General features: G+C 62.7%; 17 protein-coding genes. 10 read left to right on the plus strand and 7 right to left on the minus strand.

Translation table 11 applies throughout. The features are described from left to right. Positions 1 to 60 precede the first annotated feature (60 nt). The 3 genes from B0G62_RS06910 to B0G62_RS06920 are packed head-to-tail and all read right to left on the minus strand — an operon-like array spanning position 61 to position 3,197. A complete protein-coding gene (locus tag B0G62_RS06910) occupies positions 61 to 1,023 on the minus strand; it encodes an NAD-dependent epimerase/dehydratase family protein (protein ID WP_103703412.1) in 963 nt (320 codons plus the stop codon). Continuing rightward, positions 1,010 to 2,053: a GDP-mannose 4,6-dehydratase gene (gene gmd / locus B0G62_RS06915; protein ID WP_103703413.1), complete on the minus strand. Its 1,044-nt coding sequence runs from the start codon at positions 2,051 to 2,053 to the stop codon at positions 1,010 to 1,012. The genes B0G62_RS06910 and gmd overlap by 14 nt, the downstream gene beginning before the upstream one ends. 43 nt (positions 2,054 to 2,096) lie before the next feature. Then, entirely contained in the window at positions 2,097 to 3,197 is a 1,101-nt protein-coding gene (locus B0G62_RS06920) for an acyltransferase family protein (RefSeq protein WP_103703414.1), read from the minus strand. 409 nt (positions 3,198 to 3,606) lie between these two features. Here B0G62_RS06920 and B0G62_RS06925 point away from each other — a divergent pair, with 409 nt between their 5' ends. Genes B0G62_RS06925 through B0G62_RS06935 form a run of 3 tightly spaced genes read left to right on the plus strand, consistent with a single transcriptional unit; the run spans position 3,607 to position 9,795 of the window. Continuing rightward, positions 3,607 to 5,790 carry an NHL repeat-containing protein gene (locus B0G62_RS06925; protein ID WP_103703415.1) on the plus strand — a complete coding sequence of 728 codons (2,184 nt, stop codon included), beginning with the start codon at positions 3,607 to 3,609 and terminating at the stop codon, positions 5,788 to 5,790. A gap of 34 nt (positions 5,791 to 5,824) precedes the next feature. Further along, the gene (locus tag B0G62_RS06930) at positions 5,825 to 7,291 is read left to right on the plus strand and encodes a flippase (protein ID WP_103703416.1); all 1,467 of its coding nucleotides are present in this window, start codon (positions 5,825 to 5,827) and stop codon (positions 7,289 to 7,291) included. Continuing rightward, complete coding sequence (locus B0G62_RS06935) at positions 7,288 to 9,795, plus strand: glycosyltransferase family 4 protein (protein WP_103703417.1); 2,508 nt, start codon at positions 7,288 to 7,290, stop codon at positions 9,793 to 9,795. The genes B0G62_RS06930 and B0G62_RS06935 overlap by 4 nt, the downstream gene beginning before the upstream one ends. Before the next feature lie 94 nt (positions 9,796 to 9,889). On the opposite strand, the gene B0G62_RS06940 is transcribed toward B0G62_RS06935, so the two are convergent. Continuing rightward, positions 9,890 to 11,041 (minus strand): acyltransferase family protein, encoded by a 1,152-nt coding sequence (locus B0G62_RS06940; protein ID WP_103703418.1) that lies wholly within the window; start codon positions 11,039 to 11,041, stop codon positions 9,890 to 9,892. 266 nt (positions 11,042 to 11,307) lie between these two features. Between B0G62_RS06940 and B0G62_RS31565 the strand changes: the two genes are divergently transcribed. Both B0G62_RS31565 and galU read left to right on the plus strand, forming a co-directional pair. Beyond that, a complete protein-coding gene (locus tag B0G62_RS31565; protein WP_167067073.1) occupies positions 11,308 to 11,451 on the plus strand; it encodes a hypothetical protein in 144 nt (47 codons plus the stop codon). Positions 11,452 to 11,767: 316 nt separating this feature from the next. Beyond that, entirely contained in the window at positions 11,768 to 12,658 is an 891-nt protein-coding gene (galU, locus tag B0G62_RS06945) for a UTP--glucose-1-phosphate uridylyltransferase GalU (protein WP_103703662.1), read from the plus strand. A gap of 93 nt (positions 12,659 to 12,751) precedes the next feature. Here the strand turns inward: galU and B0G62_RS06950 are convergent, their stop codons facing one another. Both B0G62_RS06950 and B0G62_RS06955 read right to left on the minus strand, forming a co-directional pair. Next, on the minus strand, positions 12,752 to 13,267 hold the full coding sequence (locus tag B0G62_RS06950; protein WP_103703419.1) for a nucleoside deaminase: 516 nt from the start codon (positions 13,265 to 13,267) through the stop codon (positions 12,752 to 12,754). Positions 13,268 to 13,312: 45 nt separating this feature from the next. Beyond that, positions 13,313 to 14,413, minus strand: coding sequence for a BMP family ABC transporter substrate-binding protein (locus B0G62_RS06955; protein WP_103703420.1), 1,101 nt, complete (start codon positions 14,411 to 14,413; stop codon positions 13,313 to 13,315). Positions 14,414 to 14,758: 345 nt separating this feature from the next. Here B0G62_RS06955 and B0G62_RS06960 point away from each other — a divergent pair, with 345 nt between their 5' ends. Next, the gene (locus B0G62_RS06960; RefSeq protein ID WP_103703421.1) at positions 14,759 to 16,357 is read left to right on the plus strand and encodes a S53 family peptidase; all 1,599 of its coding nucleotides are present in this window, start codon (positions 14,759 to 14,761) and stop codon (positions 16,355 to 16,357) included. A gap of 199 nt (positions 16,358 to 16,556) precedes the next feature. Continuing rightward, positions 16,557 to 18,224 carry a S10 family peptidase gene (locus B0G62_RS06965; protein ID WP_167401197.1) on the plus strand — a complete coding sequence of 556 codons (1,668 nt, stop codon included), beginning with the start codon at positions 16,557 to 16,559 and terminating at the stop codon, positions 18,222 to 18,224. 18 nt (positions 18,225 to 18,242) lie between these two features. Here the strand turns inward: B0G62_RS06965 and B0G62_RS06970 are convergent, their stop codons facing one another. Continuing rightward, positions 18,243 to 18,776, minus strand: coding sequence for a nucleoside 2-deoxyribosyltransferase (locus B0G62_RS06970; RefSeq protein WP_103703422.1), 534 nt, complete (start codon positions 18,774 to 18,776; stop codon positions 18,243 to 18,245). A gap of 268 nt (positions 18,777 to 19,044) precedes the next feature. Here B0G62_RS06970 and B0G62_RS06975 point away from each other — a divergent pair, with 268 nt between their 5' ends. The 3 genes from B0G62_RS06975 (at position 19,045) to B0G62_RS06985 (ending at position 22,840) form a co-directional block, all read left to right on the plus strand. Then, positions 19,045 to 20,370 carry an MFS transporter gene (locus B0G62_RS06975; RefSeq protein ID WP_103703423.1) on the plus strand — a complete coding sequence of 442 codons (1,326 nt, stop codon included), beginning with the start codon at positions 19,045 to 19,047 and terminating at the stop codon, positions 20,368 to 20,370. 222 nt (positions 20,371 to 20,592) lie between these two features. After that, a complete protein-coding gene (locus B0G62_RS06980) occupies positions 20,593 to 21,456 on the plus strand; it encodes a transporter substrate-binding domain-containing protein (RefSeq protein WP_244193128.1) in 864 nt (287 codons plus the stop codon). 130 nt (positions 21,457 to 21,586) lie between these two features. Next, positions 21,587 to 22,840: an NAD(P)/FAD-dependent oxidoreductase gene (locus tag B0G62_RS06985; RefSeq protein WP_103703425.1), complete on the plus strand. Its 1,254-nt coding sequence runs from the start codon at positions 21,587 to 21,589 to the stop codon at positions 22,838 to 22,840. Positions 22,841 to 22,864: the final 24 nt, after the last annotated feature.

Genomic DNA, 22,864 nt, shown 5'->3' on the forward strand with positions numbered 1-22,864 from the left:
GAGCCTTGAAACGAAATCGCCGCCCGAAAGAGCGGCGATAAATAAACAGCAAGTTGGAATTTAAACGGGACGCAGCCGTTTGCGCGCTTCCTCGTACATCCAGCGCAGCGTTTCTTCGATGGGCGTGCGTTCGCTATCATCCACCAGCGTGCGCAGTTTCGCGTTCGAGCCGATCAGATGGCGCACCTCGTTTGCCCGCACGAAACGCGGATCGACCTTCACTTCGATCGCATATCCCGCGATACGTGCAAGAGTGGCCAGCAATTCGCCCAGGGTCCAGCCCGTGCCCGAACAGACATTCACGATTTTGCTGCGCGGCGCGACTTCAATGAGCCTGGCGTAAGCATCGACCACATCGCGCACGTCGGAGAAGTCGCGGCTCACATCGGTATTGCCGAGCGAGATCGAGCGATCGCCGCGCGCGTAGTGCTCGACGATCTTGGGCAGCAGGAAATCCGTGCTCTGACCCACGCCCGTGTAATTGAACGGGCGCGCGATCACCAGCGGCAGTTGCGCGTTCCAGCGCTTCGCGACATATTCCATCGCGAGCTTGCTGACCGCGTAATCGTTGGCGGGTTGGGGGGCAACTGTTTCGTCGATGATGCCAGGCGTGACGTTGCCGTAGACGTTCGCGCTACTCGCGACAAGCACCGCGCGCGGCGCATGGCGCTGATGCGCGAGCGTATCGAGCAGATTGCGCGTGCCGACCACGTTGACGACGTAGGTGCGCGCGACATCGCCATCGGCGACATTGGCGACTGCCGCCAGATGCACCACCACATCGGGCTGCGCCGTTTCGACCGCGTGCGCAAGCGCCTCGCGATCGAGCAGGTCGGCGGCGAGCGGCGTCGCATTGCCCGGCAGATCGTGGGCGCTATCGGCTTCGCCTGCGCGCACGGTGCCCCAGACGCGGTAGCCATCGGCCGCGAGACGCGCCGCCATATAGCGGCCCGTGAAGCCGTTCACGCCGGTGATGAGCGCGCGCGGCGCCGGGGGCGCGCTGGAGGAATCAGAACGTGTCATGTCGTTCGTTGCGTGCAAGGTCTGCCGTGACCATCATCTGGCAGAGCTGTTCAAGCGAGGTTTGCGGTTCCCAGCCGAGTTTGCTGCGTGCCTTGTCGGCGTTGCCAATCAGCAGTTCGACTTCGGCGGGGCGGTAAAAACGCGGGCTCACGCGCACCAGCGTGCGGCCCGTCGAGATATCGACGCCCGTTTCGCGTTCGGCGCGACCCGACCATTCGAGCTGGTAACCGGCGGCGGCGAAGGCCATCGTCACGAAATCGCGCACGGTTTCGGTTCGACCCGTCGCGAGGACATAGATATCCGGATCGTTGGCCTGCAACATGCGCCACATGCCCTCGACGTATTCGGAAGCGTAACCCCAGTCGCGTTTGGCGTCCAGGTTGCCGAGTTCGAGCACGCTTTGTTTGCCGAGTCGGATCTTGGCGACGGCGTCGGTGATTTTGCGGGTCACGAATTCACGGCCACGCAGCGGCGATTCGTGATTGAAGAGAATGCCGCTGGTCGCGAAGATATCGTAGGACTCGCGGTAATTGACGGTGGACCAGTGCGCGAACAGCTTGGCGATGCCATACGGGCTGCGTGGATAGAACGGCGTGTCTTCGCGTTGCGGCACGGCCTGGACCTTGCCGAACATTTCGGACGTGGAGGCCTGATAAAAGCGCGTGCGCGGATTGATCACGCGGATCGCCTCCAGCAGATTGAGCGCGCCAATGCCGGTGACTTCGGCGGTCGTGACGGGCTGATCGAACGACACGCCCACGAAGCTCTGCGCGGCGAGGTTGTAGATTTCGCCAGCCTGGGCGCGTTCCAGCAGGCGAATCGTCGAGCCCGCATCGGTGAGATCGTGTTCGACCAGTTCGAGCGACGGATGATCGGTGACGCCGAGTTCGTTCATGCGCCAGAAGTTGACCGAACTGGTGCGCCGATAGGTGCCGATCACCTGATAGCCCTTGTCGAGCAGCAGTTTGGTCAGATACGCGCCGTCCTGGCCGGAGACGCCGGTGATGATCGCTTTGCGTCGTTCGTTCATATGTGTGCCTTTGAAGTAGCGAACATGATGTGGAATCGGTCTTTCAGGACTGCGAGCTGGTTGGGCTCATTGCGTCTCTCACTGTGTTGCGAACAGGGCCCGCAGCAACGGCGTCGCGACGGCTGGGGCCGCGCGTGAGACGCTTTTCGAACAGGAACCAGCTCGCGCTTGCATAGACGAGCGTGATGGCGAGCGCGATGGCCGCGCTCGCCGGGCGGCTGTAGTGCAGGGGCCACACCGCGTAGAGAATCGTGAGGTGAATCAGGTAGATCGTGTAGCTGATGGTGCCGATATAGACGAGCACAGGATGGCTGAGCAGGCGCTTGACGAGGCCCCTCGATTGCAGCGCGAACACCACTGCCGATGTGCAGAGCACCAGCGACACGCTATACAGCAGCGCATTCGACAGCGGCGTATTCATGCCGCGAAAGCGCGGATAGTGCAGATGCAGCCACGCCAGCACGGCGAGCGCCGCAAAAAAGAGGATCGCTGCCGGCAATTTGAAGCGTTCGAGCGCATTGCGGTCACGCCGCACCAGCACGGCGAGCAGCGCGCCAGCCGCAAGCAGGTCCATGCGAAACGGCGTGAGGTAGTAGATCGGCCAGTAAGTCGCGAACCACGGCGTCGCGATGGCGCGCAGCACGGGCACGATAAAGATCAGCGAGGCGGCCACCACGGCGAGAAAACGTTGCGGCAGCAACAGCACCACGAAGGGCCAGAAAATATAGAACTGCTCCTCGACTGCGAGCGACCAGAGGATGTTGAGGCTGTCGTGACCGCTCTGGCCGAGCGCATCGCCGATATTGGTGGCGAAGAACGCATACCAGGGCCAGTAGTGCGCCCAGCCGAAGCCGAATAGCAGCGACGAAACGATCATCAGCAGGATGTACGGCGGCAGGATGCGGCGCACGCGGCGTGCGTAAAAGTAGCTGAAATACGACTGCCCGCGGGCCTTGCGCTCCATCAGGATGCCGGTGATGAGAAAGCCGCTCAGCACGAAGAACAGATCCACGCCCATCCAGAGCGGGGCGCGCAAGGCGTGCTGCGCGAACACGGCGAGCACGGCAATGGCCCGCATGCCGTCGAGCTGGACGATGCGGTGGGCGTGTTGTGGTAATGGGCGGGCGAGGCTGTTGACGGTCATCGGCTATCCGGTGGTTTGCTTGCATGCACAGTCCGGTCGATTCTAGAAAGAATTTAATGGGCAAAAACGCGGTAAAAAATCGAAATATATCGATGCATGGATTTTTAAAACGAATGGGATTTTCATTCGGTAAATTCGGCGAATTACGGAATGGCGCCGGAAAAATTTTCCTCTGAAATGGGCCGGTAAGCGGACGAATTCCCGCGTGGCGTGGGTGGTTTCTGCGTCGCGACATTTATTTGCAATTTGTGCTGCAAGTCATTAAAAAGGCACAAAAAGGCATTGAATTTTTTTGAATTATTTTCGGTTTTTGTGAGGTCATTTTTATCCGGGAATGTACGGCATGATCCAGCCAGATTGCCGTCTTCACGGAGGAATTGCCTTGCCGTTTCCGATTCCCGGCCGCCGTATGCGCAGGACGCTGGCGTTTGCCGCGCTGAGCGCGTTCGTCTGTACCTCGTCGGTACAGACGATTGCCGCGCCGCAACTCAATGTGACGTCCTCGTGGATCGGTAACACCTATGGTTACGGCCAGGGGACGTGGATGCAGATCAACGTCACCGCGATTGCCGTCACGCCGGAAGGCAAGGTCTATACGAATGCGCCTTGGGACGAGAGCGGCGGCGAAATCAGCGTCTATCAGGATGGCAAAGCGCTTGGATTTGCCGGCGGCACGCACGGCTGGGGCGGGCAAGGCGGCAACGCCGTGGCCGTCAATCATCGCTATCTGTATGCGGCGGTCGGTGTAGGCAACGAGAAGGGCCATCTGATCGGCAGCGGCATCTGGCCGGATAAGGGGCGTCAGTGGTTCGGCATCACGCGCAGGCCGCTGGACGATCCCAAACGCGCCGCGGCCTTCCAGGCGTCTCCTCAGCCGCTTAATCCGCATGCGCAGCTCGCCGGCGCGTTCCTCAGGATCGCCGATGTACCCAGCGGTACGCAGTCTGGCATAGGCGGCCTTGCGGCTACCGACACGCTGCTATACGTGAGTAACACGGCAATGAACCGCATCGAGGTGTATGACGCGAACTCGATGCAGCGCAAGTCGCAGTTCGACGTGCACGAGCCGGGCCGCGTCGCCATCGCCGGTGACGGCACGCTCTGGGTGCTCACGGGCGCCGCAACCGATCACGCGCCGCGCGTCGCCCACTATGCCGCCGATGGCAAGCCGTTGAGCGAAACGTTCGAACTGCCCGCCGATTCCGTGGCCGTCGATCTCGCGGTCGATCCTTCGCAACGCATTCTGGTCGCGGACAACGGGCCGCGCCAGCAGATCCTCATCTATTCGCGCGGCGGCAAAGGCTACGTGCAAAGCGGCACGCTGGGCGAACGCGGCGGCATTTTCTCCGGCGTGGCAGGACGGCCAGGTCCCGGACGTTTCAATGGCCTGACGGGTGTGGGCACGGACGCGAAGGGCAATATCTATGTGTCGGGCAACGGTATTGGGCCACGTCACGACACGATCGGCGCGGGCCTGGGCGCGACGCTCGAAAGCTATACACCCGCTGGCCAGCGTCTCTGGAATCTGGAGGGCCTGCTGTTCGTGGACGGCGCCTGGATGGACCCGGCTCGGCCCAATAGCGTTTATACGGGCAACAAGCGCTTCGAACTAGATCTGTCGAAGGCGCCTGGACAGGACTGGAAGTATGCAGGATTCCTGTCGAATCGATTCAGGTACCCGGACGATCCCGTTTTCTATACGGATCAATGGCCCGGCCTGCCGACCGCGCGTTCCCTGAGCGGTCACACGTTCCTGTATCTCACGGACATGTACGCGGATCACCTCAAGATCTACCGCTTCGACGCGCAGCGCGATGGTGAAGTCGCGATTCCTTCGGGCTTCATTGCGGGCCGCGAGCGTCCCGTGCTGCATGTGCCGAACGCGGCGCCAGGCGGCGACTGGATCTGGCGCGACACCAACGGCAATGGTGCTTTCGATACCGATGAATTCACGCGCAACCCTGGCCGCGAAAAACTGGGCGGCGGCTGGGGCTGGTGGATCGACACGCGTGGCGACATCTGGCGCGCGCGCGACGACAAGGGCATCTGGCGCTGGCGCTTTGGCGGACTCGATGCAAAGGGAAATCCAATTTACAGCTACGACAAGCTGGACAAGTACGACATACCCGCGCCCTTCACCGAGGTTCATCGCGCGATCTACGAGCCGGAGACCGACACGCTTTACGTCACCGGCTATACGGCCGATGCGCCGCACGATCCCGGCTTCTGGAAAGAGGCGGGCCGCGTGCTCGTGCGTTACGACAAATGGTCGAGCGGTCATCCGGAGCAGCGCTACGTGCTGCGCCTGCCGTGGGACCCGAAGGCGAAGCCGCCCGTCACGCCTGCGGGCCTGACCGTGGAAGGCCGCTACCTCTTCGTCGTGGAGCCCTCGGGCAATGTCCACGTTTATGACAAGGATTCCGCGAAGGAGATCGGCACCTTCGGCCCTGGCGCGGAAGTGGGCAATACCTCGGGCTGGGTGGACGTGCCGTTCGGCATCACGGCGCATCGCCAGCCCAACGGCGAATACCTGATCTTCGTCGAGGAAGACGCACGCGGCAAGGTGCTCATGTACCGCTGGAAGCCGGTTTAAAGACGCTTCCAGCCCGCACGCTACAGGAAACCGCATGGATAAAGGCTTATTACGCAACGTCGCGATCAATCTGTTCGGACTGGTGCTGCCGACCTTCGTCTCGCTGGTCACGGTCCCGACATACATCAAGATGCTCGGCGTCGAACGCTATGGCGTGATTGCACTCGTCTGGACGCTGATTGGCTATTTCAGCGTGCTCGATCTGGGCATGAGCATGGCCGCGCAGAACCATATTTCGAAGGCCTACGCGTCGAAGGACACCGAGGCTTGCGAGCGCGTGTTCTGGAGTGCGTTCTGGCTCAACTTCACGACCGGCGCGATCGGCGGTCTGCTTATTTATACGGGCGGCGCGCTGTATACCGCGTATTTCACGCACGTGACGCCCGAGTTGCGCCACGAGGTGTATCTCGCGCTGCCGTGGCTCGCGATTGCGATTCCCATTGCCAACGTGTCGTGGGTGTTTGCAGGCGCGATTAACGGCGCGGAACGCTTCGGCATCTACAACACCAACCAGACGCTCGGCACGTTTCTGTTCCAGTTGCTGCCGCTGGGGGCGGCGTGGGCCATCGCGCCAAATCTGCAAACGGTGCTGGCCGCCGCGGTGCTCGCGCGCCTTTTTGCGGGCCTGCTGCTGGGACGCTCGGCATTGCGCGTACTCGGCATTCGTCATATGCGTGGGCCTCGCTTCGACACGTCGAAGGCACTGTTCAATTTCGGCGGCTGGATGCTGATTGCGAGCATCACGACGATGGTGGCCGATTCGCTCGACCGCATGATGCTGGGTGCGGGGCTGGGTGCGCGCTTCGTCACCTACTACACGGTGCCGCAGAACCTCGTGACGCGCCTGAACATGGTGCCGAACGCGCTGGTGCGCACGTTGTTTCCACGCCTGTCCGCGCTGCGCCGCGAGCATGCGGACGAGATCGCGGCGCAGTCGCTGCAATTCCTCAATGCCGTGTTCACACCGGTTGCGATCGGCGCGATCGTCGTGCTGGCGCCATTCCTGCACCTGTGGGTCGGTCCGGTGATCGCAGAGCACGGCGCGCCCGTGGGGCGCTTTCTGATCGTCGCTGTGTGGCTGATCGGGCAGGCCGGCGTCACGCGCATCCTGATCCAGTCGCAGAACAATCCGGCCGCCGCCGCTCGCGTGGGCCTGATCGAGCTGCCGTTGTTCGCGGGGCTGCTGTGGCTAGGTATCGACCGCTTCGGTCTGCCGGGCGCCGCCGCTGCGGTGCTGTTCAGATCGCTGTTCGATTACGTGGTGCTGCTGTGGCTCTCGCGCATTCATAGCCGCGCGATCGTCGTCGATATGTTTGCACACCTGAGTTTTCTGGTCGCCGCGCTGGCAATTGCGTGGTGGCTGCCAGACGCGCTTTATGCGATCGGCGCGGGCGTCGTGCTGGCCCTCGCCAACTGCGTCTGGTCGGTGGCAACCACGCCGCTCCTGCGTGGTTATGCCCGTTCCCTTCTGTTTCGCCTGAATTCACGGAAAAGCGCATGAGTCACGAACTGATTGACGAAGCGGCGCCGTCCGAACGCGCCGCCGTGCCGCTGCAACGGCGCGAACATCTGTCTACCGCACGCGGCGAATTGCGCACCGTGAACGTCACGACGAGTACACGCCCGCTTGCCGCGGCGCGCGACACCGGACGGCGGCCACGCGTGGCCATCGTGCACGACTGGCTCGTCACCTACGCGGGCGCGGAGCGCGTGCTGGAGCAGATCATTGACTGCTTCCCCGACGCGGACCTGTTCTCCGTGGTCGATTTCGTCGACGACAAGGATCGCGCATTCCTGCGCGGCAAGCGCGCGACGACCTCATTTATTCAGCGGCTGCCGAAGGCACGCACGCGTTATCGCGCGTATCTGCCGTTCATGCCGCTCGCCATCGAGCAACTCGACGTGTCGGGCTATGACGTGGTGATCTCCAGCTCCCATGCCGTGGCCAAGGGCGTGCTGACTGGGCCGGATCAATACCACATCAGTTACGTGCATTCCCCGATCCGCTATGCGTGGGATCTGCAGCATCAGTATTTGCAGGAGTCGAAACTCACGCGCGGCCCGAAGTCGATGCTTGCGCGCCTGATCCTCCACTACATTCGCAACTGGGATGTGCGCACGGCCAATTCGGTTGACCAGTTCGTGGCGAATTCAGAATTCATCGCGCGTCGTATTCACAAGGTTTATCAGCGCGATGCGGAGGTGGTGTATCCGCCGGTCGATGTCGATTCGTTCGAACTGGAAACGCGCAAGGAAGACTTCTATCTGACCGCGTCGCGGCTCGTGCCGTACAAGAAAATCGATCTGATAGTCGAGGCGTTCGCGCGCATGCCGGACAAGCGGCTCGTCGTGATCGGCGACGGCCCCGATATGCAGAAGGTGCGCGCCAAAGCGGGCCCGAATGTCGAAGTGATGGGCTATCAACCGTTCTCGGTGCTGCACGATCGCATGCGCCGTGCGAAGGCGTTCGTGTTCGCGGCGGAAGAGGACTTCGGTATTTCGGTGGTGGAGGCCCAGGCGTGCGGCACGCCAGTGATTGCCTACGGCAAGGGCGGGGCGCTCGAAACCGTGCGCGACACTGGATCGCGTCCCACGGGGCTATTTTTCGAGGAGCAGCGCGCGGACGCGATCATCGAAGCGGTCGAAACGTTCGAGCGTGATCCCAAGCGTTTTCGCGCCGAGGATTGCCGCGAGAATGCCGAGCGCTTTTCGTCCGCGCACTTCCGCGATCAGTTCTTTGCGCGCGTCGCGCGCGCGGTGCCGGCGGTTGCGGCGGTGGGGCCGGCGTATCGCGATCCGCAACGCAGGCACGACGATGATGCAGATAATGCGCTGGAAAGCGCCCCGCGCGTGCTGGCGATCGACCAGAGCGGCGTGCTGGGCGGCGCCGAGTTATCGCTGCTAGAAGTGGTGAAAGGCCTGCGCGCCCGCATCGAAGTGCTGCTGTTCAACGATGGCCCGTTCCGCGAAGCGCTGGATGCCGTGGGCGCGCGCGTGGACGTGCTCGATTCGGGTGCGCTGCGCAACGTGCGTCGCGATGGCGGCGCAGTGCCGAAGTTCGGCGTGCTCGCGGGCGTGGCCGGGTTGGTGCGCGAAACGCGCCGCCGCGCGCGTGGTGCGGACGTCCTTTATGCCAACACGCAGCGCGCGATGGTCATCGGCGTGCTGGCAGGCAAGCTGGCACGCAAGCCGGTGGTATGGCATCTGCGCGACATCGTCAGCGAGGAGCATTTCGGCCGTATGCAACGCGCGATCATCAAGGGCTGCGCCAAGCTCGGTCTCGCGCACGTGATCGCGAATTCACATGCGTCAGCGAAGGTGTTCGCGGAGCTGACCAGTTTCGATTCCAGCCGTATCGACGTCGTGCACAACGGCGTGGACGAATCGCCGTTCCGTGCACTCGCGCGCGTGCCGAAGGAACAACTACGCGCGCAGATCGGACTGCCGCAAGGTGCGTTTCTGGTCGGTGCCTTCAGCCGTCTTGCGCGCTGGAAGGGGCAGCATGTGCTGCTTGAGGCGCTCCTGCACGAGCCGCGCGCGCATGCCGTGTTCGTGGGCGCGCCGTTGTTCGGCGAGGATGCCTATGCGCAGGAACTGCATGATTTTGTCTCCAGACATGAACTGCGGGATCGCGTCCATTTTCTCGGCTTCCGTCACGATATCGCGGCCTGTATGCGCGCGATGGATGTGATTGCGCATACGTCGATCACGCCGGAGCCATTTGGCCGCGTCGTGGTCGAAGGCATGCTCGCGCAGCGGCCCGTGGTGGCGTCGCGCGATGGCGGCGTAAAGGAGATCGTCGAACATGGCAAGAGCGGGCTGCTGTGCACGCCGGGCGATGCGGTGGCGCTTGCCGCGACGATTGCCTCGCTGCACGACGACGAAGCGCTGCGCGAGCGGCTGGCGCGCAACGGACTTGCTGTCGCGCGTGAGCGCTTCGGCAAGGAACAATATGTGGAGGCGGTGGGACGCGTGCTGGATGGCGTAGTGACGCGCGCACGATAAGCGCTTACGAAACAGGTCTCAGGGGAAGTGGGTAAAAAGCAGGTAAAAGCAGGGCCGCCAGATAGGCGGCTCTGCTTTTTAGGTATCGAGTATCTTAAGCAGCACGCTTGCGCAGACGCGCCGCGACATTCAGCGCAGGCCGCTCGAATAGGCGATAGAAGACCCACGCAACCGGCAACACGGCGAGCGTGAAGCCGAACGAAGCCCAGATCGAGGTTTGCAGTTCCGAGCGAAACAGCAGTGAGCCGAGCAGCACGAAAAGCGGCAGATGGATCAGATAGAGCGAATAGCTGAATTCGCCGAGTTTCGAGAACACCGGCAACAGCGCGCCGCCCGTTGCGAGCGGACGCGACAGCGCCTTCACCAGATAGCAGGCAAACGCGCAGGCCCAGAGCTGGAACGCGCCATACTGGCCGAAATGGAACGCAATGCAGCCAGCCACGGCAAACGCGGCGGCGGCCACATAAGCCAGGCGGAAGCCTTCGAGGCCGCGCAGGCGCGCTTCCGCGATCCAGGCGCCGAGCATCCACGAGAACCAGTACGACGTGAAGAACGTGACATCGTGCGGTACCAGCGTAAGCGCCGAAACCACGTTAATTACCGCGACGCCGGCCAGCACCGCATGGAGCCCGACGCGGCGACGCGCCGCGAACAGCAGCGGGTAGAGCAGATAGAACTGCACTTCGAGCGATAGCGTCCAGAGCGCGCCGTTGGAGCCGTAAGTCTTGCCGGCGATGCCTTGCAGCGAGAACAGATTGACGAGAAACGCGCGCGGGCCGATGTCGAGAATCTTGTGACTCACGGGCGTCATCGTCAGGCTGATCGAATCGGCCGCGAAGGTGAGCGCGAGCGCCGCGAGCAGAACCGGATAGATACGCACGAGCCGACGCAGCCAGAATTGCCCAGCGTCGAGCCGATAGTGAGGATTGACCAGCAAACGCGCCGCGCCGCTGCGATGAATGCAGTAGCCGCTAATGACGAAAAAAATCGGCACGCCTGTCGAACCCCACGCAATCGGGAACGTCAGCCACGCGGCGATCGTGCTTGGGCTGGCAAGGCTGGCGTGCATTTGATGGAAGGCGCCCATGCCGATCCAGGTGACCTGGCGGCAATGGAAATACGCCACCAGCAGGGCGGCAAAGCCACGCAGCGCATCGATCAGGTGGTCGCCTGCGATGGCGGCGGGCCGGGCGGCGGGCATGACAGATGCTGGCGGCAGGACGGTTTCGAGTGCGGGATCGCTCATCGGATGGGTCGCATATAGGGGTATAGGTGGCCGGGATGGCGCTCGGGGCTCTTAGGGCAGGGTACGCCACGATAATAGGGATCCGGTGCGAGGAAATTATGCAAAAGTTTTTCAAAAATAATTCACGTCGCTTATTCGCCGGGAAGGCTGGATATTCGCCATCGCGTCGAAATCGGGAAATAAAATCTTGTAACGCGAAAGCGATTTATTTGTTCAATTTGAACTGATAGTTTCAAGGGGATCGCCTATGGTCGATGGAGATTTCGATGAACCTGCATTTGCTGGCCGGCATTGCCGTGCTATTGATACTGGTCGCGGTGTCGGCGTATCGCGAGGCGCTGCGCAACGAGCCTATCCGGCGCTCGCGCACGCAAGCGGGCCGCTTGCCGCCCGCCGACGAAGTCGAGTAGACTGCGCGGACATGACACCCTGTTATTGCGCCACGGTCGCGAGCCGATCGTGTATTGGTCAAACGCCGGATCAGGAAATTGATGCCGATTATCCGGGCGCATGGCAATAATTTCCGCTCATCTGCCTGATCTTCGACATTGGCTTCGCATTTTGATTTTTTTCCATTTCTTTATCGCGGAAATGGAAATGCGATAAATCAAAGCGGAACGAGGTCGACGCATTCAATAAAAAAATCTGCCCAACAGAAACCTCGGGGACGCCGGCTTGCCTTGCTGCGAGACCGTTACTCAAACGATCGAACTGGGAATGGACATCATGCTAAAAGTAACCAAAGCGGTATTTCCTGTAGCTGGCCTCGGTACGCGCTTTCTGCCTGCCACCAAGGCCAGTCCCAAGGAAATGCTGCCGATCGTCGACAAGCCGCTGATTCAGTACGCGGTGGAAGAGGCGATCGCCGCCGGCATCACCGAAATGATTTTCGTGACCGGCCGCAGCAAACGCGCCATCGAAGATCATTTCGACAAGTCGTACGAGATCGAAGCCGAACTCGAAGCGCGTAACAAACAGAAGCTGCTCGATGTCGTGCGCAGCATCAAGCCGACCAACGTGGATTGCTTCTATGTGCGCCAGGCTGAAGCGCTCGGTCTGGGACATGCCGTGCTTTGCGCGGAAAAGCTCGTGCAGGGCAGTCCGTTCGCCGTGATTCTCGCCGACGATCTGCTTTATAGCCCCAAGCCGGTGATGAGGCAGCTCGTGGATACTTTCAACCACTATCACAGCTCGGTGGTGGGCGTGGAAGCGATTGCGCGCGAAAACAGCGCTTCGTATGGCATCGTGGATGGCCGCGAGTGGGAAGAGGATGTGTTCAAGCTCTCGGGCATCGTCGAAAAGCCCGCGCCTGAGGTCGCGCCGTCGAATCTCGGCGTGGTGGGCCGTTATGTGCTGATGCCGACTATTTTCGATCATCTGCGCGCACTCAAGCCGGGCGCCGGCGGCGAGCTGCAACTCACCGACGCGCTGCAATCGCTGCTCACGGACGAGCAGGTGCTGGCCTATCGCTATATGGGCACGCGTTTCGATTGCGGGAGCAAGATCGGCTACCTGAAGGCCACCGTGGAATTCGCACTGCGTCACCCCGAGGTGAAGGACGAATTCGAAGCCTATCTGCAGAATCATCTGCCACAGGCGCTGGCCGCTGCGGCATGAAGTCGGCTTAAAGGCGGCTTAAAGCCGCTTTAAAACTGCCTTGAAGGCGGAATGAAAGACGGCGCGCGCCACATCGGTGCGCGCCGCTGTGTATCAGGCGTGCGTTTGCCAGAACGCACGTTGAACCCGCATCACGTCGTCCTCCACATCGGCTACGGGGCCGATCAGTTCGACACGTTTCTGGCAGTGATCGAACACATAACGCGACGATACGCTCATCGTGGGATTCTCCGCGTGATTGCCCGTCGCTTCCAGCAGCAGTTCCTCCGTCATGCCGAATACCACGCGGCCAATATTGGCCCAGTAAGCGGTGCCCGCGCACATGCAGCACGGCTCGACCGAGGTATAGAGCGTGCAACCCCACAGATAGTCCGCGCTGAAATTCATGGCGGCGATGCGCGCGAGCACGGCCTCCGCGTGATTGACCGTATCGACGTTGCCTTGCTCGATCAGCACGGTTTCATGATCGGGGCCGACCAGGATCGCGCCGAACGGATGGTGGCCGAACGACGCGGCCCGCTCGCCCACGGCCGCCGCGCGGCGCAGGTGACGCACGATCTGTTCATGCGTGGGTGCGCTACGGGGCGGAACATGGGTGCTCGTATTCATCGTCTGTCTCCTTGCGAGTGATAGTTTTAGCCCTTGTTTCAGGGCTTATTTTGGCACGGTGCCGTCCACGCCCTCGACGAACCAGTTCAGGCGCAGCAGGTCGGCATCGGCCAGTGACTTGCCCGCGGCCACGCGGACCGTGCCGCCTTGATCCTTGATCGGGCCCGCGAACGGATCGAACTTGCCCGCGACGATCGCATCGCGCTTCGCGGCCAGCGCTTTCTGTGCGGCGGGTGAAACGGCGTTCGTATTGATATCGGCGAGATCGATTGCTTTTTCCTTGAGGCCCCACCAGACCGGCGCATTGGTCCACGTGCCGGCCATGACCTGCTGGACCAGATGCGAGTAGTAGACGCCCCAGTTGCTCACGCATGCACCCAGTTGAGCATTGGGGCCGAACTTCTTCATGTCCGAATCCCAGCCGAAGGCGTGAACCTTTTTCTGCTCGGCGGTCTGCATCGTCGCGGTGGAATCGGTGTTCTGGATGAGCACGTCCGCGCCCTGGCCGATCAACGTTTCGGCGGCCTGTTTTTCGAGGCCCGGATCGTACCAGCTATTGATCCACAAGACCTTGACCTTCGCGTTGGGATTCACCGAACGCGCGCCCATCGTAAAGGCATCAATATTGCGCACGACTTCGGGCACCGGCACGGAACCGACAAAGCCCAATGTATTGGTCTTCGTCGTATAGCCCGCCACGAGGCCCGCGAGATACGCGCTCTGATAGGTGCGCACGTCGTAGGTCGCGAAGTTGGGCGCTTTCTTGTAGCCGGTCGCGTGCATGAAGACGGCATCCGGATAGTCTTTGGCGACCTTTAATTCGAAGTCCTGAAAGCCGAAACTGGAGCCGACGATGATCTTGTTGCCTTTCGCGGCGAGATCGCGGAATACGCGCTCGGAGTCGGCGGATTCGGGCACGTTTTCAACGCGCGTAACCTTGATCTTGTCGCCGTATTGCGTTTCGACCGCCTTCACGCCCTGTTCGTGCGCATAGGTCCAGCCGGCGTCGCCGGGATTGCCGAGGTAGACGAAGGCGACGCCGACGGGGGGCGTGGCGGCGTGACCGATGCCGCTCGCGAGCGCGGCGAACAAGGCGGTGAGGACGGTGGCGCAGGCGCGGCGAACGCGTGTCTTGGGTGCTTTCATGGAGGCTCCGGAAAAGGGCAAAAATCTTGCGATGCCCCATCTTCACGAGCCAAATATTGGGGAAATATTTGTCGACGTTATCGCCGGTATAACAAATGTCATATGAAAGGTCGGCGCACCCGATCGCCAAAGCCATAAAGACCTGCAGGGCGGGCATGCCGTATGCGCACCCTTGTCGTTTTGTGCGCGCATTGCGCGATCCACTGGCCAGCCTGGGGCGATGCGCGATGAGTCGCCAGGCGGTGCCCGGACGAGCAAGGAGCCGCCGCGCGGCGCGTGGAACCTGCACAATCCGACACGTGCTCGCCCGCGAGCGGGGCGCGTATCCATCGAGGAGAAGCGGTTATGACCAGGCATCCCGTGGCAGGCAGTGACCATCCCGTGCCGGCGGGCGCGCAATGCGTGGGCGCATGCGACCCGGCAGAACATTTCGAGGTTGTGCTGATTCTGCGTCGCCAGGATGAAGCGGGCTTCCGCGCGCTGGTGGACGGCATCACGGCGGGCACCAAGGGTGCTCGACCGATTTCACGTGCCGACTACGAACAGCGTTTTGGCGCTGCGGCAGCCGATGTAAAGCGGGCCGAGGATTTCGCCAGATCACATGGCCTCGCGGTCGTGAAGGCCGACGCCGCTGCGCGTCGCATCGTGCTGTCGGGCACGGTGCAGCAGTACAACGACGCATTCGGCGTCGATCTGCAGCGCTTCGAGCATCAGGTTGGCGCACTCAAACAGCATTTTCGCCAGCCCGTTGGCCCCGTGCATCTGCCCGACGACATGCACGACATCGTCACGGCGGTCGTCGGCCTCGACAGCCGCGCGAAAGTGCAACCGCATTTCCGTATCGAGTCCCCAACGACCGGCGACGCGCCCATCCACGCGCCGATCCGTGCCGCGCGCGCCGTGAACCGCTCGTTCACGCCGTTGCAACTCGCCGGCCTATACGGCTTCCCCGCGGGCGACGGCAAGGGCCAGTGCATCGCGCTCATCGAAATGGGCGGCGGCTACGCGCAATCCGATCTGCAGGCTTATTTCAGCGCGCTGGGCGTGCCGCAACCCACCGTGCAGGACGTCTCGGTCGATCAGATGAAGAACGCGCCCACCGGCGACCCGAACGGCCCGGACGGCGAGGTCACGCTGGACGTGGAGATCGTCGGCGCGCTCGCGCCCGCCGCGTTGATCGCCGTCTATTTCGCGCCGAATAGCGAGGCCGGCTTTGTCGATGCCGTGAGCGCCGCGCTGCACGACAGCCAGCGCAAGCCCTCGGTCATCTCGATCAGCTGGGGCGCGCCGGAATCCGCGTGGTCGCAGCAATCGCTCGGCGCGCTCAACGATGCGTTGCAAACCGCCGTGGCGCTGGGCGTGACGGTGTGCGCGGCGTCGGGCGATAGTGGCTCTTCGGACGGCGTGAGCGATGGCGCGGACCATGTCGATTTCCCGGCGTCGAGCCCCTATGCGCTCGGTTGCGGCGGCACACACGTGGCGGCGGCCAACGGGCGCATCTCGCGCGAGACCGTCTGGAGTAGCGGCGACGATGGCGCGACCGGTGGCGGCGTCAGCATGACGTTCGCGCTGCCTGCGTGGCAGAAGGGTTTGCGGCTCGTGCGCGCGAACGGCGGGGCGGGCGCGCTGGTGCGCCGCGGCGTGCCCGACGTGGCCGGCGACGCCGATCCGGCGACGGGCTACGCGGTGCGCATCGGCGGCGCGGACACCGTGGTGGGCGGCACGAGCGCCGTCGCGCCGCTCTGGGCCGCGCTGATCGCCCGCATCAACGCGAACGGCGGCAAATTAGCGGGCTTCGTCAACGCGAAACTCTACGCGCAGGCCGATGCCTTCAACGACGTGACGAGCGGCAGCAACGGCGACTACGCCGCCGCGCCGGGCTGGGACGCCTGCACGGGACTGGGCACGCCGGTGGGCACCAAGGTGGCCGCCGCGCTCGCATAGGGCGGCGTGCGGCGCGTTCGGTATAGCATCAACGTGGGCGTGGCGAGCGATATGGCCGCGTCGCACCTGCAGTGCTGGCTTCCTGTTTCCGATGGTATCCGAGGCGCTTCGGATGTTTCCGAAGCGAAACACGTGCATCGATCGCGCATCGCCAGCCTGGGTGGCGCACCTGGCCGGGGCGATGCAGCAAGGAGACGACATGAACGACGAGGCTCAATCCACTAAAGGAAACGGCCATGCGGCGGGAGCGGCCGGCGGCAATGGCAAGCACCGCAGCCCGGCCGACCAGCCGTGTTTCGATCCCACCGCCTACGGCAACGGCCCCGACGACTTCGTCACCGACATGACCGAGAACGCCGCGATCACGCATCACGCGATCCAGATCGGCAGCGAGGTTATTGCCTATACCGCGACGGCGGGCCATCTCGTCACCGTCGACCCGAGCAGTTCGCAGCCCAACGCCAAGATCTTCTACGTGGCGTTCACGAAGGACGGCGTGCAGGCGCAGGATCGCCCCGTCACTTTCTTTTATAACGGCGGGCCGGGGTCGTCGTCGGTGTTCGTGCTGCTCGGCTCGTTTGCGCCCAGGCGCATCAAGACGTCGATGCCGGGCTTTACGCCGCCCGCGCCCTATACGCTCGAAGACAACCCGGACAGCCTGCTCGATCGCAGCGACCTCATTTTTATCAATCCGGTGGGGACGGGCTATTCGGCGGCGGTGGCGCCGCATCATAACCGCGACTTCTGGGGCGTGGATCAGGACGCGGATTCGCTCAAGCAATTCATCAAGCGCTATCTGAGCGCGAACGATCGCTGGAATTCGCCCAAGTTTCTTTATGGCGAATCGTATGGCACGGCGCGTAGCTGCGTGCTCGCGTATCGCCTGCACGAAGACGGCGTGGACCTGAACGGCATTACGCTGCAATCGTCGATTCTCGATTACACGCAAAGCGGCAACCCGGTGGGCGCGTTGCCGACGGCGGCGGCCGATGCGTGGTTCCATAAGCGCCTGGGCCTGAAGCCCGCGCCCAGGGATCTGGGCGCGTTCGCGGCCCAGGTCGCGCAGTTTGCGCGCACCGATTACCGGTTGGCGCTGCAGAAATTCCCCGATCCGAAAAACACGGTGATTCCCGCGACGCTCAAGACGCTTTCGCAATACACAGGTATCGACACGCAGACGCTCGAATCGTGGAATCTCGATATCGCCGCCTACGATAGTCGCGGCAACTCGCTATTTCTCACGACGCTGCTCAAGGACAAGGGCATGGCGCTCGGCTCGTACGACGGCCGCGTGACGGCCATCGACACGGGTATCGCCGGCAATATCGACCCGAATTCGGGCGGCAACGATCCGACCATGACGGCGGTGAGCGGCGTCTACACGGCGATGTGGAACAGCTACCTGAACGAGCAGCTCAAGTTCCGCACCAACTCGTCGTTCACGGATCTCAACGATCAGGCCTTCAAGAACTGGGACTTCGGCCACATCGATCCCACGGGTGCGCAGAAGGGGCTGGATGCGCAGGGCAACATCGTCCTCTACACGGCAGGCGATCTGGCTGCCGTCATGGCGCTGAATCCCGATTTGCGTGTGCTGTCCGCGAACGGCTATTACGATTTCGTCACGCCGTTCTACCAGACCGTGATCGATCTGCAGAAGATGCCGCTGCTAGACCAGAAAGTGCGCAATAACCTGAGCGCGCGTTTCTATCCTTCGGGCCATATGGTTTATCTCGACGGCGCGTCGCGCACTGCGCTCAAGGCCGATCTGACGAAGCTCTACCAGAGCGCGGTGACGGACCGCCCGGCCATCGCGCGGATCCGCGCCTTGCAGCGCATGAACACGATGAGCGCGATGCATCACTAAAGGCAGGCTCGCGCGGGGCTAGTCGGGGCGCCCGCGCGCCATCGCCTCCAGACACGCGCGTGCGTCGCCCTGTACCACGCGCGCCGCGCAGGCGATCATGAGATTCTTTGGCAGACCGAAATCTTCCACCAGGTAGCCGCGCTCGCAAATACGGCCATGGCCTTTTTGCGGTGCGGGCTGCGCGGGCACGCGCTCGATCAGCGTGCCCTGATCCGCCGTATAGGCCCAGATTTCCTTGCCGAGCGCTGCGGCGTAACCGATTTCGAACGCCGTGCCCGAGTCCGGCTCGCCCGGCCCGCGAAAGTCATCGACATTGGCCATGACGATATTGGCGCTGCGGATCGCGTCGATATTGGCGCGATAAATCCATGCGGCCTGACGCGGGCCGTCGAGATCGGCGGGCACCTGCGCATCGAGCGGATAGAGTCCTTCGAAACCGAATTCGGCACAGGCGGCGACGAGGCGCGCGCCGTGTTCGACAGCGTCGAGGCGGAACACGTCGAAACCCGCAAGATAAACGCGCGGGCGGCGAAGCGAAGCGGCAAGAGTCATGGCGTGCGTTCCTCCAGGCGAGTGTTTCGACGAACTTGAATACCGTGAAACCCGAATGCCGATTCTAGCCCGCCGCCGCCGGCGTCTGCAGATCGGCCTTGTCTTACGAATGGTTGACATCCCTGAAGGCAGGCCGCTACGATCATGCCGGCTTTGATGTCGATTGCATGCTGGCGGCGCGACCGGTAACATCCGCGCTTCCAGCCGAAGTATCCAGAACACGTAGAAGAACCCACGCTCCGATTTTCGGGCATACCATGTGGAGACCATGAATACATTCGCCAGCGGCCTGTCGAGCGCCGCACGACAACAACTCGAATCCCGGGCCTACGCAAAGGCCACTTTGCGCCTGTTGCCATTTCTGTTTCTCTGTTACGTCGCGGCTTACCTCGACCGCGTGAACGTGGGCTTCGCCAAGCTGCAAATGCTTAGTGATCTGCAATTCAGCGAGACCGTTTATGGCCTGGGTGCAGGCATTTTCTTCATCGGCTATTTTTTATTCGAAGTCCCAAGCAATTTGCTCATGCACAAGGTGGGCGCACGTGTGTGGATCGCGCGCATCATGCTCACATGGGCCGTGATCTCGGCGGCTTCACTGTTCGTCAGGACGCCCACGCAGTTCTATATCGTGCGCTTTTTGCTGGGCGTGGCCGAAGCCGGTTTCTTTCCCGGCATCGTGCTCTATCTCACGTACTGGTTCCCGGCCGCGCGGCGTAGCCGCATGAACGCGCTCTTCATGATCGGCATTCCGGTCGCGGGCGTGCTGGGCGGTCCGCTGTCGGGCTGGATTCTCGCGGCCTTCGACGGCCGTGACGGCTGGGCGAGCTGGCAATGGCTGTTTCTGATCGAGGCGGTGCCGTCGTTCGTGCTCGGCGTGATTACGCTGTTCTATCTGCCCAACAGCATTCGCGCGGCCAACTGGCTCACGAATGAAGAGCGCGCCGTGCTCGAAAAGAACATCGAACTCGATCAGGCTGGAAAAGGCCATGCGTCGGTGGCTTCGGTATTCGGCAACGGCCGTGTGTGGCTGATGGCCGGTATCTACTTCTGCTGCATGATGGGCCTCTACGGCATCAGTTTTTATCTGCCGACGCTCATCAAGGCGAGCGGTGTGAAAAACGCCCTCGACGTGGGCCTGCTGACTGCGATTCCGTATGCCTGTGCCGTGTTCAGCATGTTGTTCGTCGCGAAGAGCGCGGACCGCAATGGCGAGCGCCGCTGGCACTTCGCCGTCGCGTCGTTCGCATCGGCGCTCGGGCTGTATTTCAGCACCGTGTTCGCCAGCAACGTGCCGCTCGCGATGCTTGCGCTTTCCGTGGGCGCGGCGGGCATGCTCGCGACCATGCCGGTGTTCTGGGCGTGGCCGAGCGCGATTCTCGCGGGCGGTTCGGCGGCGGCGGCGATCGGCATGATCAATTCGATCGGCAATCTCGCGGGTTTCGTGAGCCCGTCGATCATCGGCTGGATGAAGGACGTTACGCACAGCACCAACGCTGGCATGTACTGCGTGGCGGCGGCGATGGCGCTGGGCGCGGTGCTGGCGCTGCTGCAGCCGAAGGAAATCGTCAATGGCCAGGCGAAGCGCGGCGCTTGATTGTGCTTGATCGCGGCTGATGCGCTCATGCAGCGACCGAAAAGCAGCGGATGCGTCCGCTGCTTTTTTTTCGCCGCGATTTTCGCCTGGCAGGCGCGCACACGCTAACATCGTGGTTCACCCGCACGGCGGGGTTCATGGCTGCTACATCGAAATGGAACAGCGAACATGAGGGAGCGAGACCGAAAATGTGCGGCGCGAGCGCTGACCTTGAGTCTGTGCATGCTGCTGGCTTTATCAGACGCGGTGCGCGCGCAGGTCGCGCAGCCTGCGCTTGAGAAGATCCAGGCCGCCAATCGCATTGCCGTCGGCTATCGCGAGGCCTCCTTGCCCTTTTCGTACCGGGATGCGAACGGCCACGTGATCGGCTTTTCGCAGGACATCTGCAATCGCATCATCGCGGCCGTGAAGGCCAGAACGCAGCGCCCGAATCTGGAGGTGCGCTTCATACCCGTCACGTCGCAGAACCATATTCCGCTCGTGCAAAACGGCACCGTCGATCTGGAATGCGGAGTCACGACGCATCTGCGCGCGCGCCAGAGTCAGGTGACGTTTTCAAATACCTTCTTCGTGGCGGGCACGCGCCTGCTCACGCGCAAGGACTCCGGCATTCACGATTTCAAGGACCTCATGGGCAAGAGCGTGCTCACCAATCAGGGCACCCACTCCGAGCACATACTGCGCACCATGAATTTGCAGAAGCAGATGGATATGCGCGTGATCAGCGTGAAGGACTATATCGAAGGGCGCGAGGCGCTCGAATCGGGCCGCGCCGTCGCCTACATGATGGACGATGTGCTGCTGGCGGGCGTGCGGTCGTTGACGACGCATCCATCGGACTGGGTGATCGTCGGCACGTCGCAATCTTCGGAGGCCTACGCATTCATGATGCGCAACGGCGATCCCGCTTTCCAGCAGCTCGTGAACGATACGATGAGCGCGCTCATGAAGAGCGGCGAGATGGCCGTGCTCTACCACAAGTGGTTCGAGCAGCCGGTACCGCCGCACGGCGTAACGATCGATTTCCCCATGACCGCGCAATTGCGGGCGCTTTATGCGGCGCCCGACGATCAGGCGCTCGATTGAAGGTCCGACGAGGTTTGACGTATAAGCGCGGGCTTTTTTGGGGCTGGCCGCGCAGACATGAGATGATCTCGGTCCTGAACGAAGCGCGCCCGCTGGTGGCAGCGCAGCAATTGACCGATTGGGAGCGGACATGCAGGAACAAGGCAGCACCGTAGTGGGTACGGTAGTCATCGTCGGAGCAGGGCACGCGGGCGGCAACGCGGCGGCCATGCTGCGCCAGTATGGATTCGAAGGGCGCGTCGTGCTGGTGGGCGAAGAGCCGGTGCCGCCGTATCATCGGCCGCCGCTGAGCAAGACCTATCTCAAGGGCGAATCGGACGTCGAGCGGCTCTGGCTCAAGCCGCGCCAGTTCTACGAGGACCAGCGCATCGAGCTGAAACTCGGCGTGGCCGCGCAGTCGCTCGACCGCGCGAATCATACGCTCACGCTCGCCGACGGCACCACGCTGCACTACGACAAGCTGATTCTCGCGAACGGCTCCACGCCGCGCGCCCTGACGGTGCCGGGCCACGATCTGGCCGGCGTGGTGGCGCTGCGCTCGCTGGCGGACGCCGATGTGCTGCGTGAGCGCGTCAAGCCCGGCGAAAAGCTCGTGGTGATCGGCGCGGGTTATATCGGCCTGGAAGCCGCTGCAGCGGCGCGCCAACTTGGCCACGACGTCACGGTGCTCGAAGCCGCGCCGCGCGTGCTGGGCCGCGTGACCGGCGAAACCGTCTCGTCCTTCTATGAAAACGAACATCGCGCGCAAGGCGTCGATCTGCGCCTGAACGCGAAGATCGAGGCGCTCGTGGGCGAGAACGGCAAGCTCACCGGCGTGCGACTGGCCGGCGGCGAGGTCGTGCCCGCCACGCTGGCGCTGATTGGCATCGGCATCCTGCCGAACGTCGCGCTGGCCGAAGGGGCGGGCATCGTCTGCGCTAACGGCGTGCAGGTGGACGACGACGCGCGCACGTCCGACCCGGATGTGTTCGCGATCGGCGACTGCGCGAGCCGTCCGCTTTCGCATTACGGGCGCACGGGCCGTCTGGAAAGCGTGCACAACGCGGTGGAGCAGGCGAAGCTGGCGGCCTCGGCCATCGTCGGCAAGGCGCGTCCGGCGTGCGATGCACCGTGGTTCTGGTCCGATCAGTACGATCTCAAGCTGCAGACCGTGGGCCTGCACGAAGGCTACGACGAGACCGTCGTGCGCGGCGATCCGGCGGCGCGCCGTTTCGCTGTCTACTATCTGAAGAGCGGCGCGCTGCTGGCGGTCGACGCCGTGGCATCGATGCCCGACTTCCTGTGCGGCAAGAAACTCGTGGGTTCGGGCAAGACGCTCGACGTGGCTGCCTTGCGCGATCCGGCCACGGATATCGGCAAGTTCGCGGCGGCCACGCTGGCCTGAAACGCCATGGCACACGCGGGCATG

This window comes from Paraburkholderia eburnea, assembly GCF_002917095.1.
Classification (GTDB): Bacteria; Pseudomonadota; Gammaproteobacteria; order Burkholderiales; family Burkholderiaceae; genus Paraburkholderia; species Paraburkholderia eburnea.

Bases quoted from the DNA above. Each gene is read 5' to 3' on its own strand.
- B0G62_RS06935 (WP_103703417.1), top strand. From the start codon at position 7,288: ATGAGTCACGAACTGATTGACGAAGCGGCGCCGTCCGAACGCGCCGCC.
- B0G62_RS06955 (WP_103703420.1), bottom strand. From the start codon at position 14,413: ATGAAAGCACCCAAGACACGCGTTCGCCGCGCCTGCGCCACCGTCCTC.
- B0G62_RS06950 (WP_103703419.1), bottom strand. From the start codon at position 13,267: ATGAATACGAGCACCCATGTTCCGCCCCGTAGCGCACCCACGCATGAA.
- B0G62_RS06985 (WP_103703425.1), top strand. From the start codon at position 21,587: ATGCAGGAACAAGGCAGCACCGTAGTGGGTACGGTAGTCATCGTCGGA.
- B0G62_RS06975 (WP_103703423.1), top strand. From the start codon at position 19,045: ATGAATACATTCGCCAGCGGCCTGTCGAGCGCCGCACGACAACAACTC.
- galU (WP_103703662.1), top strand. From the start codon at position 11,768: ATGCTAAAAGTAACCAAAGCGGTATTTCCTGTAGCTGGCCTCGGTACG.
- B0G62_RS06965 (WP_167401197.1), top strand. From the start codon at position 16,557: ATGAACGACGAGGCTCAATCCACTAAAGGAAACGGCCATGCGGCGGGA.
- B0G62_RS06910 (WP_103703412.1), bottom strand. From the start codon at position 1,023: ATGACACGTTCTGATTCCTCCAGCGCGCCCCCGGCGCCGCGCGCGCTC.
- B0G62_RS06940 (WP_103703418.1), bottom strand. From the start codon at position 11,041: ATGAGCGATCCCGCACTCGAAACCGTCCTGCCGCCAGCATCTGTCATG.
- B0G62_RS31565 (WP_167067073.1), top strand. From the start codon at position 11,308: ATGAACCTGCATTTGCTGGCCGGCATTGCCGTGCTATTGATACTGGTC.
- B0G62_RS06930 (WP_103703416.1), top strand. From the start codon at position 5,825: ATGGATAAAGGCTTATTACGCAACGTCGCGATCAATCTGTTCGGACTG.
- B0G62_RS06925 (WP_103703415.1), top strand. From the start codon at position 3,607: ATGCGCAGGACGCTGGCGTTTGCCGCGCTGAGCGCGTTCGTCTGTACC.
- B0G62_RS06970 (WP_103703422.1), bottom strand. From the start codon at position 18,776: ATGACTCTTGCCGCTTCGCTTCGCCGCCCGCGCGTTTATCTTGCGGGT.
- B0G62_RS06920 (WP_103703414.1), bottom strand. From the start codon at position 3,197: ATGACCGTCAACAGCCTCGCCCGCCCATTACCACAACACGCCCACCGC.
- B0G62_RS06980 (WP_244193128.1), top strand. From the start codon at position 20,593: ATGCTGCTGGCTTTATCAGACGCGGTGCGCGCGCAGGTCGCGCAGCCT.
- gmd (WP_103703413.1), bottom strand. From the start codon at position 2,053: ATGAACGAACGACGCAAAGCGATCATCACCGGCGTCTCCGGCCAGGAC.
- B0G62_RS06960 (WP_103703421.1), top strand. From the start codon at position 14,759: ATGACCAGGCATCCCGTGGCAGGCAGTGACCATCCCGTGCCGGCGGGC.